The sequence below is a fragment of the Lamprobacter sp. genome (genome assembly GCF_034860625.1).
GTDB lineage: Bacteria > Pseudomonadota > Gammaproteobacteria > Chromatiales > Chromatiaceae > Lamprobacter.
In genome coordinates, this window is record NZ_JAYESN010000009.1 from 44,766 (window position 1) to 58,810 (window position 14,045).

17 protein-coding genes are annotated in these 14,045 nt (G+C 61.4%); 14 read left to right on the plus strand and 3 right to left on the minus strand.

The annotated features are described in order from the left end of the window. The first annotated feature begins 33 nt into the window (after positions 1–33). From VBE63_RS04075 to VBE63_RS04125, 11 genes are all read left to right on the plus strand, one after another. Positions 34–624 (plus strand): hypothetical protein, encoded by a 591-nt coding sequence (locus VBE63_RS04075; protein WP_323681715.1) that lies wholly within the window; start codon positions 34–36, stop codon positions 622–624. A 163-nt stretch (positions 625–787) separates the two neighbouring features. Further along, a complete protein-coding gene (gene nifW / locus VBE63_RS04080; RefSeq protein WP_323681749.1) occupies positions 788–1,177 on the plus strand; it encodes a nitrogenase-stabilizing/protective protein NifW in 390 nt (129 codons plus the stop codon). After that, on the plus strand, positions 1,177–1,728 hold the full coding sequence (locus tag VBE63_RS04085; RefSeq protein ID WP_323681716.1) for a nitrogen fixation protein NifZ: 552 nt from the start codon (positions 1,177–1,179) through the stop codon (positions 1,726–1,728). Before nifW ends, VBE63_RS04085 begins: the two co-directional genes overlap by 1 nt. Further along, positions 1,725–2,645 (plus strand): nitrogen fixation protein NifM, encoded by a 921-nt coding sequence (nifM, locus tag VBE63_RS04090; RefSeq protein WP_323681717.1) that lies wholly within the window; start codon positions 1,725–1,727, stop codon positions 2,643–2,645. Before VBE63_RS04085 ends, nifM begins: the two co-directional genes overlap by 4 nt. A gap of 187 nt (positions 2,646–2,832) precedes the next feature. After that, complete coding sequence (queF, locus tag VBE63_RS04095; RefSeq protein ID WP_323681718.1) at positions 2,833–3,222, plus strand: preQ(1) synthase; 390 nt, start codon at positions 2,833–2,835, stop codon at positions 3,220–3,222. Between the two features lie 188 nt (positions 3,223–3,410). Continuing rightward, entirely contained in the window at positions 3,411–4,034 is a 624-nt protein-coding gene (locus VBE63_RS04100) for a V-type ATP synthase subunit D (protein WP_323681719.1), read from the plus strand. 21 nt (positions 4,035–4,055) lie between these two features. Next, positions 4,056–4,727 (plus strand): endonuclease III, encoded by a 672-nt coding sequence (nth, locus tag VBE63_RS04105; protein ID WP_323681720.1) that lies wholly within the window; start codon positions 4,056–4,058, stop codon positions 4,725–4,727. Positions 4,728–4,791: 64 nt separating this feature from the next. After that, on the plus strand, positions 4,792–5,241 hold the full coding sequence (locus VBE63_RS04110) for a DUF1841 family protein (protein WP_323681721.1): 450 nt from the start codon (positions 4,792–4,794) through the stop codon (positions 5,239–5,241). 392 nt (positions 5,242–5,633) lie between these two features. Next, positions 5,634–5,909 (plus strand): low-complexity protein, encoded by a 276-nt coding sequence (locus tag VBE63_RS04115; protein ID WP_323681722.1) that lies wholly within the window; start codon positions 5,634–5,636, stop codon positions 5,907–5,909. Between the two features lie 53 nt (positions 5,910–5,962). Then, on the plus strand, positions 5,963–6,859 hold the full coding sequence (locus VBE63_RS04120) for a DUF692 domain-containing protein (RefSeq protein ID WP_323681723.1): 897 nt from the start codon (positions 5,963–5,965) through the stop codon (positions 6,857–6,859). After that, positions 6,849–7,652: a DNA-binding domain-containing protein gene (locus tag VBE63_RS04125; protein WP_323681724.1), complete on the plus strand. Its 804-nt coding sequence runs from the start codon at positions 6,849–6,851 to the stop codon at positions 7,650–7,652. The genes VBE63_RS04120 and VBE63_RS04125 overlap by 11 nt, the downstream gene beginning before the upstream one ends. Before the next feature lie 71 nt (positions 7,653–7,723). Here VBE63_RS04125 and VBE63_RS04130 read toward each other — a convergent pair whose 3' ends face one another. Further along, a complete protein-coding gene (locus VBE63_RS04130) occupies positions 7,724–8,530 on the minus strand; it encodes a retropepsin-like aspartic protease (RefSeq protein ID WP_323681725.1) in 807 nt (268 codons plus the stop codon). A 442-nt stretch (positions 8,531–8,972) separates the two neighbouring features. Here VBE63_RS04130 and VBE63_RS04135 point away from each other — a divergent pair, with 442 nt between their 5' ends. The 3 genes from VBE63_RS04135 to VBE63_RS04145 are packed head-to-tail and all read left to right on the plus strand — an operon-like array spanning position 8,973 to position 11,866. Further along, positions 8,973–10,163: an aspartate aminotransferase family protein gene (locus VBE63_RS04135; protein ID WP_323681750.1), complete on the plus strand. Its 1,191-nt coding sequence runs from the start codon at positions 8,973–8,975 to the stop codon at positions 10,161–10,163. Further along, positions 10,160–11,113: an ornithine carbamoyltransferase gene (gene argF, locus VBE63_RS04140; RefSeq protein ID WP_323681726.1), complete on the plus strand. Its 954-nt coding sequence runs from the start codon at positions 10,160–10,162 to the stop codon at positions 11,111–11,113. Before VBE63_RS04135 ends, argF begins: the two co-directional genes overlap by 4 nt. A gap of 36 nt (positions 11,114–11,149) precedes the next feature. Beyond that, the gene (locus VBE63_RS04145) at positions 11,150–11,866 is read left to right on the plus strand and encodes a TIGR04211 family SH3 domain-containing protein (protein ID WP_323681727.1); all 717 of its coding nucleotides are present in this window, start codon (positions 11,150–11,152) and stop codon (positions 11,864–11,866) included. Between the two features lie 112 nt (positions 11,867–11,978). On the opposite strand, the gene VBE63_RS04150 is transcribed toward VBE63_RS04145, so the two are convergent. Further along, a complete protein-coding gene (locus VBE63_RS04150; protein WP_323681728.1) occupies positions 11,979–12,683 on the minus strand; it encodes a LysM peptidoglycan-binding domain-containing protein in 705 nt (234 codons plus the stop codon). Positions 12,684–12,904: 221 nt separating this feature from the next. After that, positions 12,905–13,987 carry a protease SohB gene (sohB, locus tag VBE63_RS04155; RefSeq protein WP_323681729.1) on the minus strand — a complete coding sequence of 361 codons (1,083 nt, stop codon included), beginning with the start codon at positions 13,985–13,987 and terminating at the stop codon, positions 12,905–12,907. Positions 13,988–14,045: the final 58 nt, after the last annotated feature.

Below are 14,045 nucleotides of genomic sequence, written 5' to 3' on the forward strand. Positions count from 1 at the left end.
ACCTGACATCAGCGCAGCGAGCAATAGACCATCATGGACCTACTCGAGATCACCGATGAGGCAATGTACTTCGAGACGCCACTGCCGACCGAGGTGCAGCAGTTGATCGAGGAGAGCGGCCAGTGCTACCGCTCGCGGGCGCTTGATGGATCATCCGACGATGAGATCGAGCTGACCTCGGTGGACAGCGCCGAATGGGGCCTGCTGCAAGCCTATCGCAAGGCTCCCGAGCATCTTTCGGTGGTCGTCGCGCTCTATCGCTATTACTACTACCGCCATCGCTACGTCGATGCCCTGAGCATGGCCGACCGCGCCATCCAATTGAGCTGCCGTCAGCTCGGACTGAGCGAAGATTGGCGCCAGCTTGGTCAAGCCGAGATCGAGCAAGCCTCGCAGCGCTCGATGGCCGGCACCCGCTTCCTGTTGCTGGCGCTCAAGGGCGCCGCCTGGCTGCTGCTACGCCAAGCGCAGCCCACCGCCGCCATCGAGCGTTTAGCCCCGCTGCGAGCCTTTGATCACAAAGACCAGCTCGGCACAGGTGAACTGCTGGGCTGGGCCGAAAAAGCCGCCCGGCGCGAGCAGATCGCCAGCGCCGGCGACAACATCCATCTGCTCGGTGATTGAACGCCGAGCGCCTGGAAAAACCGATGGAGCCTGGATCAGGAGACGATCAGAAGAGGATCAGAACCTGTGAGTATCCGCCCGTCCATCTGTGGCTCTCACTTGACCAATACCGGAGACCGCCATGCCTGAACAGACCTTAGCGACACCGACCTTCATCGATACGATGCCCGATGCCTTACCTGCTCATATCCCAGACTCGCTCGACCGCTTCGAGTGCGATCTCGATGAGCTGGAAACCGCCGAGGATTTTCTCGACTACTTTGGTGTAGCCTTCGCGCCGGCGATCGTGCATGTCAATCGGCTGCATATCCTGCAGCGCTTCCACGATTACCTCGCCGAGATCGACGAGCCACCCGACAGTGCGGCAGGCCGCTACCGCCTCTATGCCGACCTGCTGCAGGGCGCCTACCAAGACTTCGTCGGCTCCGATGCCCGCACCGAAAAGGTGTTTCGCGTGTTCAAGATGCGTGAGCCACGTCAGGTCAACGTCGGCCTTGATCAACTCCTCGCCAGCCGCGGCACCGGCTCGCCCCGACCTGAGCACCCACGCTGATGCGACCTGTCTACGACTACGGCGATGAGGTGCGGGTATTGCGCAATCTGCGCAACGACGGCACCTTTCCCGGCCAGCCTACGGGCGCACTGCTGGTGCGCCGCGGCAGTACCGGCTATGTGCGTGAGTTTGGCACCTTCCTGCAGGATCAGATCATCTACAGCGTGCATTTTCTTGACAACGATCGCATCGTCGGCTGCCGCGCGGAGGAGCTACAGCCGGCCAGCGACCCTTGGACCCCAAGTCGCTTCGAGTCGCGCGAGAAGGTCAGCGCCCGCATCGCGCTCGGCCGCGGCGGACGCGTCCTGGTCGAGCAGGGGCGGATCGGCGAGGTGATCAAGGTGCTGCGCGGACCAGCCACGCCCGAGCAGACCGGCGAGGTCGCCTACCATGTGCTGTTTCCAGACTGCAGCCTGTTGCAGGTTCCCGAGTCAGCGCTAGAACCGGCGCCAGCCCAAGCGGACGCAGAGGGATCGCCAGTGGCAGATCCCGCATCGCCCGCCGAGGGCGCCAGCAGCCATCAGCCAGCCTTCGCGGAGCAGAGCCCATGAGCGCCTCAGAGGCCATCGTCCCCCCTCCAGCAGACGCCCACCTCGGAGCCGCCGAGGCCGAAGGCTTCCGCTACCATCTGCTGCGTGCCGCAACGGCCCGCTTTCAACGCAACATTCCAGCCCTATCGCGCGAAGAACTGGCCGAGGCCGAGCACCAGGCCAAGCGCAGTGTTGCCCTCGAAGCGCAGGTCTTGCAGAGCGCCGAGGCGCGCGATGTGCTGATCCCGGATACCCAGGTGCAGCGTGCCTATCAGGCCGTGAAGCAGCGTTATCAGAGCCAGCATGAGTTTGAGGCCGATCTGGAGCGCAACGGACTCGACAGTCGCCAATTGCGCCAGGCCTTACGCCGCGAGCTCATCTTCGATGCCGTGATGCAGCGTGTCGGCGCGCGCCACGCACCGATTACCGATGCGGATGAGCGACTCTTCTACGAGCTGCATCGCGAGCGCTTCAAGACAACGGAGAAACGCAACGCACTTCATCTGCTGATCACCATCAACGACGACTATCCCGAGAATCACCGTACAGCCGCGCGCGCGCGCATCGAGGCCATTGGCGAGCGCCTCTGGGCACAGGCCCGCGCGCAGCCCGATGACTCCGCGGCCTTACGCGATGCCTTCAGCAACGAGGCACGCAGGCATTCCGAGTGCCCCACCGCGATGCAGGGCGGTCAGCTCGGCACAGTCAGCCCCGGCCAACTCTACCCGGCGCTCGACGCCGCTCTCTTCGCGCTAGATGCCGGCCAGCTCAGCGGCGTGCTCGAGTCCGAGCTCGGCTTTCATCTGTTGTTGTGTGATGCCATTGACCGCGCCAAGACGCTAGCCTTCGACCAGGTTCGCGAGCGCATTCACCAGGCCCTAGAGCAGCGCCGCCGGAAAGAGCAGCAACGCCTGTGGCTGGCGCAGATTAACTCTTAAAAATAAGGCTCTAGCAGGTTTAAAACAAAGCTCTGACAGGTGTTAGCAAGGCCACCCAGCAAGTGCAGCAGTGAGGAAGTAGATCGGCTCGCACAAAGCCGGCAGACTGATCGCAAACCGATTTCACCCTATACTCCGCCATCCCAATCTCATCAGCATCCAACCTCACTCGAAGAGACTGATCACGATGGCGACCCGTCCCAGCCAAGCCTTGGAAACCTTCCCGAATCCGCAGCCCGAGCGCGACTACACGATCCGCATCCGTGTGCCAGAATTCACCTGTCTATGTCCGAAGACCGGCCAGCCAGACTTTGCCGAGCTGAACTTGGAATACGTGCCAGAGGCAACCTGCGTCGAACTGAAATCGCTCAAGCTCTACGTCTGGTCGTATCGAGACGAGGGCGGCTTCCATGAGGCCGTCACCAACCGCATCCTGACCGACCTGGTCCAGGCCACCGAGCCGAGATTCATGCGTTTGACCGCTGAATTCAACGTTCGCGGCGGTATCTACACCACGGTGGTTGTCGAGCACCGCGCGACCGGTTGGCAGGCGCCGGCGGCTGTTGCGCTTCCCTGATTGGTGGCATCCCTGATCGGCATGGCGGCTCTCCCTTGCTGGGGCGGGCTAGCCAAGAGCCACCAGCGGCTTGACCGCTTTGACCAACGCCCGCACCTTCGGCCTGCTTCTTTGGCACAATGGTCGCCTACGGGTCACCTCTCGGGCCCGATACCGGTCCTGATCTGTCCCGCGGAGTTGTCACCCTCATGGCCCAGCAAGTCCTCAAGGTCCCGCCGACCAAGAACACCCTGCTTTCACTGAAGAAGCAGGCGACATTCCTTGAAGAGGGACACGATCTGCTCGAGCGCAAACGCGAGCTTCTCACCCGCTTGGTGTACGAGCGAATCGGCGAATATCGGCGGCTACGCGAGGAAGCTGAACGCGGACTCGCCGAGGCCTACCGTTGCCTCGGCATCACCCATCTGCGCATGGGCAGTCGCGGACTGAATCAGGCAGCACTAGGGGCTGCACCAGGACTTCGCATCGATATCCTGCCGCGACGATCGCTGGGCGTTGAGTATCCCTCGGTGTCCGCCGAACGCTTGTCGATCAAACCGGCTGGGCTGCTCGGAACCGACGCCAGTTTCGACAACACGCGCGAGCACCTGGCTGAGGCTGCCGTGCTCCTAGCACGGCTCGGCGAGGTCGAGATCGCGCTCTATCGGCTGATGGAAGAGCAGCGCAAGGCGCAAAAACGGGTGAATGCGCTCAAGTACAACATCATCCCGCTGTACCAGCGCAGCATCCATTTCATCCAGTCCGCATTGGAGGAGGAAGAGCGCAACACCCTGTTCCAAGTCAAGGTACTGCGCGAACGGGCAGCGGTATAGGCAGGCCAGATCGAGCGCAAGGTGAATACAGCGAAGCGCAGGGCGATCTTCGAAAGACTCCGCGCGGCCAACCCAGCACCGACGACCGAATTGCGATACCGCTCTGCCTTTGAGCTGCTGATCGCCGTGATCCTCTCGGCCCAAGCGACCGACAAGGGCGTCAACAAGGCCACAGAGCACCTGTTCGCGCTGGCCAATACTCCGAGCGCCATCCTGGCCTTAGGCGAGGATGGCCTTAAGGCGCAGATCCGCACACTTGGTCTGTTTAACAGCAAGGCAAAAAACATCATCGCGACCTGCCGCAAACTGCTCGATGAGCATGACGGCGAGGTGCCCCGCGAGCGTAGCGCGCTCGAGGCGCTGCCGGGCGTCGGCCGCAAGACGGCGAACGTGATCTTGAATACGGCCTTTGGCGAGCCGACTATCGCCGTCGACACGCACATTTTCCGAGTCGCAAACCGCACCGGACTTGGAACCGGAAAGACGCCCTTGGCCGTCGAGCAGCGCCTCCTTCGCTTGGTGCCAAGGCCCTTCCTGCAAGATGCCCATCACTGGCTGATTTTGCACGGTCGCTATGTCTGCAAGGCCCGCACACCAAGCTGCCCGACCTGCCTGATCTCAGACCTCTGCGAGTACAGACAGAAGACCCCTGCCAATGTGAACACCAGCCCTGATCGAATCTCACCGCCCTGATCCGGGTCCAGCAATCGATGAGATCGACGCTGCCGAGCCTTTGCCAGAGTCCCATCAAACGCCCATGTTCAGCCAAGATCGCGATCAGCTCCGCCAGGTCTATCTCACCGCCTGGCGAAAAGCGCAGAGCGGTGAGCCCTTAGAGCCCGTCGAGCAGCAAATCGTTGAAGTTGCCGGCCAGCACCCGGAGTATCAGGCCCTGCTCGAGCAAGGCGAGGCGGCACTTGGCCGCGAGTGGCTTCCCGAAGGTGGCGAGAGCAATCCGTTTCTGCACATGGCCCTGCACATCGCGCTGCAGGAGCAGGTCAGCACCAATCGGCCAGCCGGCATCCGACGGCTGTACCAGGGCATGATCGCGCATTGCCTCGGCAACGTGCATGAGGCTGAGCATCGCATCCTCGATTGCCTGGCCGAAGCGCTCTGGAAGATCCAGCGCGATGGCCGCGCGTTCCAGTCGAAGGGGTATCTGAAGTGCATCAAGCGCCGTGGAGGCGGACAGCGCCGGCGCGATTGAGGACTCGCGATTATGGACGCCCAACTCGTCAGCGATGAACCTAAAAAGAGCATTTCAACCGCAGATGACGCAGATTAACGCAGAGATTTCAATACATTGCAGTTGTTCATTGCTTCACCTGTTAGGTGGTCTTGTTAAAGCCTCTAAACCATTGTTTTATATTATTTTAATCTGTGAGAATCTGCGTCATCTGCGGTTTATAGGATGAAACATTTGCGCGGTTGACTGGGTCTCTAGGGGCGATAACAACGTCTGACGGGGTCGATCTTTGATTTTACCCGAGCGAAAGACTATGTTATCAATCGCAGCCGGCTTGTGAGACCGGGCCTAGCCCGTCAAGCAATCAGGCCGCCAAGAAGCACAAAAACATCCTTTTTCTTTGGAGTGGAACCATGTCTAAGAACAGTATGACGCCTGCTGCGGTCATCGGCGCTGCCCTAGTCGGCAGCCTTTCTATCGCCAACCTTGCGCAGGCATCGGAAAACCCGTTCGGGGCCGAGCAGCTCGAGAGCGGCTATCTGATGCTGGCGACCGGCGAAGGCAGCTGCGGCGAGGGCAAGTGCGGCTCGAAGGATGGCGGTGAGGGCAAGTGTGGCGAGGGCAAGTGTGGCAACAAGGATGAAGGCGAAGGCAAGTGCGGTGAAGGCAAGTGCGGCGGCACCAGCTAATCACCCCCACTCGCTAACCCCTGAGCGAAGCAAGCACAGCCGAGATCGAACCCGTGACCGAGACCCCCTACCCCGTTCATGGCGCCGGTCTCGGCCTGCGACGGAGCTTTGCCTCCGCTGCGGCCGAGCAACCACCGACGGAAGTCGATTTCTGGGAGATTGCCCCGGAGAACTGGATCGGCGTCGGCGGACGTTGGGGGCGCATCCTGCGGAGAATGACCGAGCGCTACCCGTTCGTCTGCCATGGGCTCTCGCTCTCTATCGGCTCACCGGAGCCGCTGGATCTCGACCTGGTCCGCCGCATCAAAGGCTTTCTGGATCAGCATCAGATTCGCGCCTATACCGAACATCTGAGCTACTGTTCGGATGAGGGCCATCTCTACGACCTGATGCCCATCCCCTTTACCGAAGAGGCCGTGACCCACCTGGTCGACCGCATTCGTCAGGTGCAAGACATCTTGGAGCGGCGGATCGCGCTCGAGCATGTGTCCTACTACGCTGCACCTGGCCAGGAGATGAGTGAGTTGACGTTCATCAACAGCCTGCTGCATGAGGCCGACTGCGACCTGCTACTGGATGTCAACAACATCCATGTCAATAGCATCAACCATGGCTATGACGCGGGCGCCTTCCTTGAGGGGCTACCAGGCGAGCGCATCGTCTATGGCCATATCGCCGGACACTATGAGGAGGCGCCTGATCTTCGCATCGACACGCATGGTGCTGACGTCATCGAGCCGGTTTGGGGATTGCTGGAGCAAGCTTATCGGCGTTTTGGCGTCTTCCCGACGCTGTTGGAGCGAGATTTCAATATCCCGCCGCTTGACCAACTGACCCAGGAGGTCGGGCGGATCAGCCGCATCCAAGCGCGCCATGGAGTAGAGACTGCTCGTAGCAGTGCTCGGGCCAGTGCCCAACCCCCTCAGGAACCGTTCGCCAATGCCTCCTGACCTCAATACCCCAAAAGCCATGCCAGCCAAGCCAAGGCCCGGCCACTTCACGGAGGTGCAGCGCGCCTTTGCCGGCCATATCCGTGACCCGAAGAGACGATTGCCACCGGCCGACGTCGACCCGACGCGGATGGCGATCTATCGTGATCTCTTCTTCAACAACCTTTCTTCGCTGTTGGGCCAGGGCTTTCCGGTCTTGCAGGCATGCCTGGGTCAGGCTGGCTGGGACGCGCTGATCCGACAGTTCCTGATCGAGCACCGCGCGACTACAGCATTCTTTCCGCAACTAGGCCAGGAACTGGTCGCCTTCCTCAGCGACGAACGGCAGCCACAGCCCAATGATCCGGCGTTCCTCCTCGAGCTTGCCCACTATGAGTGGGTCGAGGCCGCGCTCCTGTTCAGCGATGACGAAGCCACCACCGATCTCGCGGACCCAAACGGCGATCTGCTTACTGGTATGCCCTTGGTCTCGCCGCTGGCTTGGAACCTGAGCTATCGCTTTCCGGTGCATCGCATCGGGCCTGAGTTCCAGCCACAGGAGCCCGATCCCGAGCCGACGCATCTGGTGGTCTATCGCAACCGTCGCGACGAGGTCGAGTTTCTGAAGATCAACCCGGTCACCCAGCGCTTGCTGCAATTGCTAAAAGCAGGGTCTCAGCCATCAGGGCTCGAGTGCCTGAAAACGATCGCCGAAGAACTTCAGCATCCAGAGCCAGATCGAGTCATCCAATTCGGCGCTGGACTGCTTGTCGATCTCAGAGAGCGGCAGATCCTACTCGGTACGCGTCGCTGAACGGGCTAGCAGGGAAGGGTCTGCGTCCTCCTTCGCCGGATCGCCCAGGTGCAACAGCCTAAGCTGAAACCCTATGGGCTGGAAGTCTGGCTCTGGGTCTTGCTGCTTGAGGCCCCAGCGCTTGCACGATTTGGCCTCAGCGTGAGGCGGTTGTTCTCATCGTTGATCGTCATCTGATAGCGTCCCAATACGCTCATCCCGAGCAGGCCAGAGACCCCGAGCTTGTCGACCTCAATAAAGGCAACAGCCACTCCAGGCAGCCGTTCTCCATCCAGCCACACCGCCTCTAAGGTTCCCATCAGGGCCTGGGTGCGGCCATTCGCGGTCTGCACCTCACGCTCCGACAGTGTCGACTGATCAAGCCCAAGTGGCGCGATCATCGATGCCGGCAACACAACCGCATCCGCGCCGGTATCGATCAACAGCGTCCGATCGACGCGCCGACCACCTGCCCCCTCCAGCGTCACCCGAACCGAATGCTGCGCACCTTCGCGGATGGTCTCCAGCTCAATCTGCCCTGCCACTGCATCCGCGCTCGGCTCGGGATCAAGCTGCATCTTTGGCGGTGGAGCCCTATTAGTGCGCCCCATGATGATCACCCGCGCCACCTCCCCGCTGGCACCATGGACCAGGATGTGATCAAAGCGTTCGAGAAGAACCCGCAGCCGGCGGAAGAGGTCAACCTCCTCGGAACGCCCACGCTCATCCTCGATCACCTCGATCCCGGTGACTGAAAACCCATGCGCAGCAGACAGCCGATTCAACTCTGGAGCAATCTCGACCTGTGCCGCCAGCAGCGGCACGCTCAACCAAAACAGCAGCAGCGAGGCGCATGCGACGCACACCGGATTCCAAGACTGAGCGTTCATAGGACCCATCGCGATGCTCCGCGCAAATGACCGAGGCTCAACAAGATGCTGAGCTTAGCAGGCTCGATGGCGAGTACCCAACCCGCGCAAGCGCGCGAGAATTGGGCATCGTGCTGTTCGGCCCATGCGTTGATCACCCAACCCGCGCAAGCGCGCAAGGATGCGGCATTGCGGCATCCAAGATCCGCGGCAAATCCCACATGGCCTGATCGTTGCCAATCATTCGCAACCAGAATCAGACTCGAGCGCGGATCGCGGACAATTGGCCCACACCTGCTCAAGCCTGTTATAATTTTCTGTTTACTCGATCACTTCAGCGGCTGTCATCGCTTGTCACCCGATGGCTCGCAGCTCCGATCGACGACTTGGAGAGACCATCGTGAACGGGCCTGAAGACATCGGCACAGCATCGGGCGCCGAGCCTCAAGCGAGCGAAAGCGGTGCACCCCTGATGGCGACCTATCAGCGACTACCGGTTGCCTTCGATCATGGAGAGGGCGCTTGGCTCTGGGATGTCAATGGGCGGCGCTATCTCGACGCGCTCTCCGGGATCGCGGTCTGTGGCCTCGGTCATGCCCATGCGGCTCTGCGTGAGGCGATCTGCGCTCAGGCCGGCACCTTGCTCCATACCTCCAATCTCTATCAGGTTCCGCAGCAAGTCGCCCTCGGCACTCGCTTATGCGCTGCAGCCGCGATGGACCGTGTGTTTTTCGGCAACTCCGGTGCTGAGGCGAACGAGGCCGCAATCAAGCTGGCGCGCCTGCACGCCCATCAGCGCGGTCTCTCGAACCCTGCGATTCTGGTGATGGAGAACGCCTTTCACGGGCGCACCCTGGCCACCCTGACCGCGACCGGTAACCGCAAGGCTCAGGCCGGGTTCGAGCCCCTCGTGCAAGGCTTCGTGCGCGTACCCTATAACGATATCGACGCCATCGAGACCGCTGCCACTAACCGACCCAACATCATCGCCGTGCTGGTCGAGCCGATCCAGGGCGAGGGTGGCATCATCGTTCCAGCCGAGGATTATCTGCCGCGCCTGCGCGCACTCTGCGACCAGCATGGTTGGCTCTTGATGGTCGACGAGATCCAGACCGGCATGGGGCGCACTGGGCGGCTCTTCGCGCATCAGTGGAGCGGCGTGAAGCCTGACGTCATGACTCTCGCCAAGGGGCTCGCCAACGGCGTCCCCATCGGTGCCTGCCTCGCCAGCGGCGCAGCCGCCGAGGTGCTCGGCCCTGGCAGCCACGGCTCGACTTTTGGCGGCAATCCACTTGCCTGCCGAGCGGCGGCAAGCGTGCTCGACATCCTCGAGCAAGAGCATCTACCCGCGCGCGCGGCGCTGCTGGGTGATCGCTTGATCGATGGCTTCCGCCGGCGACTCAAAGGCATCGCCGGCGTACAAGACATCCGTGGTCGCGGACTCATGATCGGGATTGAGCTAGACCGTCCCTGCCCCGAGCTGGTCACACAGGCACTGGCACAGGGCCTGCTCATCAATGTGACCGCTGGCTCGGTGGTGCGCTTGTTGCCACCGTTGATCATCGATGACGACCAGGCGGCCGAGATCGTCGAGAGGGTCTCCGAGCTGATCCTGATGTTCTTAAGCACTCCCGCAGACACTGACGCAGGAAGCCCCTCGTGACGCGCGCTAATAGCCAGACTCCGCCCAAGCACTTCCTCACCCTACTCGACCTCAACCCAGGTGCAGCAACAGGGCTCATCACGCGGGCGACGGAGCTGAAGCAACGGCGACAGCGCGGCGAACACTACCGGCCGCTGATCGGCTATACACTCGCAATGGTGTTCGAGAAATCCTCGACCCGCACGCGGGTGTCGTTCGAGGCCGGCATGGCTCAACTGGGCGGCACCGCACTCTTCCTGTCACCAAAGGATACCCAGCTCGGGCGGGGCGAGCCGATCGAGGACAGTGCACGGGTTCTGTCGCGCATGGTCGATGTGGTGATGATTCGCACCTTCGAGCACGAGACGCTGACGCGTTTTGCCGACTATTCACAGGTGCCGGTGATCAATGGGCTGACCGACCGCTTTCATCCCTGCCAGTTGCTAGCCGACATGCAAACCTATACTGAACATCGCGGCCCGATCCAAGGGCGGCGCGTGGTCTTTATTGGTGATGGCAACAATATGTGCCATTCCTATATCAATGCCGCCCGCCTGTTTGACTTTGAGCTGCACATTGCCTGCCCACCCGGCTTCGAGCCCGAGCCCGAGATCTTGGCAGCTGCCGCAGACCATTGCACCCTTCTGGACGACCCGGCGGCCGCTGTCGAGGACGCGGATCTCGTCGTGACCGACGTCTGGGCCAGCATGGGTCAGGAGAGCGAGGAAGATCAGCGCAAGGCGTTGTTCGCTGATTTCAGCGTGACCTCAGCACTCATGGCCCGGGCGCGGTCAAATGCCCTCTTCATGCATTGTCTGCCGGCACATCGAGGCGAAGAGGTCAGCGCCGATGTCATCGATGGGCCCCAATCCGTGGTCTGGGACGAGGCAGAGAACCGCTTGCATGCACAGAAGGCCCTGCTTGAGTGGCTACTGCTAGATCAGCGATCCGGCTCGGAGCCGGCGCACTGAGACAGCATCCGGAATTTGGCTCAGAGCCCATCATCTATGCAGTTCCTGCCTCCTCTCCCGCAGTCCCCTTACCTGACAGGCCTGTGCCTGGCAGCCCTATTGACCGCCTGGTCAGCAGGCGCATTCGCAGCCAATGAAACGCGCTATGTCACCGACCAATACAACTTCAATCTGCGCAGTGGCGAGAGTACGCGGTATAAGATCCTTCGGCAATTGCCAAGCGGTACGCCGCTAACCGTTCTCAGCGTCAATCGGGAGAGCGGATACGCGAGAGTGCGAACCGCGGAGGGGTTGACCGGATACATCATGCTGACCTATTTGCAAGATGAGCCGTCCGCACGCAATGAGCTGGAGTCGATGCGCAATCAGCTCGCTGCACTACAGGAAGAGCCCGATAAACTCGCGGCGCGCCTGAGCGCGCTGCAGAACCAATACGACAAGCTCGAGGACAATGCCGAGGCGCTCAAACGCGACAAGCAAGATCTCGAGGCCGAGCTGGCGGAAATTCGACATGCTGCCACCAACGCGGTGCAGATCGACCGCGAGCGGCGCGAGCTTCAGCAGCAGGTCTCAAGCCTCCTGCTCCAAGTCGATCAGCTCGAGCACCGAAATCTCGAGCTGAGCAATCAGACCCGACAGGATTGGTTCCTGATCGGCGCCGCGGTGGTCGCCGGCGGCATCCTCATCGGCCTCATCCTGCCGAGCCTGCGCCTGCGACGACGGCGCAGCCCTTGGAGCAGCTCGTCACTCTGATTGCTGGCTGGCTTTCGCGCTCGCCTGTACTCAGGCCTCAGTCTCGGGTGGGAATGCTGAAACGGGCATCCTTGGCGGCGTGTGGCGCCGCGTCTTTCTGAACCCTGATCGATTAGGGGATGACCAGCGACATCCCGAGCGTCAACGCATCCGGCGTCGCTAACAGATCACGATTGGCTTCATAGATGCGCCTCCAAGCACTAGCATCGCCATAGACTCGGGCGCTAATCCGCGACAGCGTATCCCCGGCTCGAACCTCATAGAACACCGGCTCTGTGGGCACTTGCCCCGCTTGGACGCTTGCATCCGCAGGTTCAGCAGTGGTATTGGCTGTCGAGCGGGAGAGCCGGGCCTCAGCGGTTGCCAGTCGGCGCTCGAGCTCAACCGCATGTTGCACGGCCTCGCTTTGGCGCGTCCTAGCGGTCGCGAGCTCGGTGCTCAAACGCTCGATCTCGGTTTCCGCCTTTACCTGCGCCTCGCTCATCGCCGCGATCCCCTTTTCGGCCTTCTCAGCACGACGCTGGGCCTCATCGAGTGCGAGCTGTTGCTGCTGCAAGCGCGCGCTCAGCTCCGCAATCTCGCCTTGGCAGGCCGATAACGCATCCTGACCGGGCGCTGAAGAGGCCGCGGCGTCTTCTGACGGTGGCGAGGATTCCAACGCCACCGGGAGCAAGCCAACCAGGCTTGAGAGCAGGCGACTCATCAGCTCTGACTGGGCAGCGACCTTAGCCCGCAGTTGGCTCGCCTCATCGGCAAGCGCGTCGAGCCGCTCATGGATGCCTGCAGTCGCTGGGGGGCCGTCAAACTGTTCAGGCAACTGTTCAGATAACAGGGGTCCATGCTCGGCAGCATGCGCATCAAGTCCGTCAGCCTGTCCATCAAGTCGGGTTTGAGGCGCGCCTGAGCTCGGGGTCAGCAGTGCAGCGATAACCAGAACACTGAGAGGCCACCCGCTCAGGCGCCGCAGCCGCTTATCCTGGTGCAAGCGCCTACTCTTTCGGGATGGCGACGGGTCATGGCGAGACCGCACCATGCGCATTAGACCCGGCCCCAGCCCAGCAGCAAGCGTTCCAATCGGCGCCCAAGAGATCCCGCAAGGCTTGCCAATGATGGGACGCCGCTGTGCGCACCCAACAAGCCAACCGAGCCGAGCAAACGCTGCAGCGGCCGTTTGTGGGCACGATATCGGACCTTGTACAGACTCGTCTGCTCCCGCGCCGACAAGAGGTAATCGTCACTGGTCTGCACACTGTCAATCAGGCCCAGGCTGAGCGCTTGCTCGCCATGCCAATACTCGCCCGTCGCCACCTTGCTCAGGTCTAGGTTCGGACGATAGGCGGCAATGAAGGATTTGAATTGACCATGGGTCTCCTCGAGCTGTTCGCGCAGCTTGGCCCGCCCCTCATCGGTATTCTCGCCGAAGAGCGTCAAGGTCCGCTTGTGCTCGCCAGCCGTATGCAGTTCGAAGTCGACACCTTTTTGCTGCAGCAGTCGATGGAAATTTGGCATCTCGGCAAGCACGCCGATCGAGCCGACCACCGCGAAGGGGGCGGCAATGATCCGATTGGCAACAGAGGCCATCAAATAGCCGCCACTCGCAGCGACCTTGTCGATGGCGATGATCAATGGAATACCGGCGGTGCGCAATCGCAACAGCTGCGAGGCCGCAAGACCATGCTCATGGACCGCGCCGCCGGTGTTTTCCAGACGCACCAGCACCTCATCCTCGGAGGTTGCCGTCATCAACAGCGCCGAGATCACCTCTCGCAGTGCCCCAACCTCAGTCGCCATCAGGTCGCCATGAAAATCGATCACGAACAGACGCCGCTGGTCCGGCTGTTCGGCCTTAGCCCTCGCCTTCTCCGCCTTGCGCTCAGCCTTGAAGGCCTTCTTGACAATCTTTGGCGGCAGTGTTGCGGCCTTGATGATGTCCGCCATCTGCGCATACCGGTCGTTGAGATCCACCACTTCAAGACGACTGCCATCATCATCCTCATCGGGGGAGCGGCTGTGTCGAGCACGCAGCATCACCACCACCAAGAGCCCGATGGTCAGCACGAGGGTCAGGGACTTGGCCAGAAACAGGCCATATTCGATCAAGGCATCAATCATCAGGGTCATGTCGGGCCTTTGCTTGCGTGAGTCAAAACACCTCAGTAATGAGGCAATGTCAGTGCGC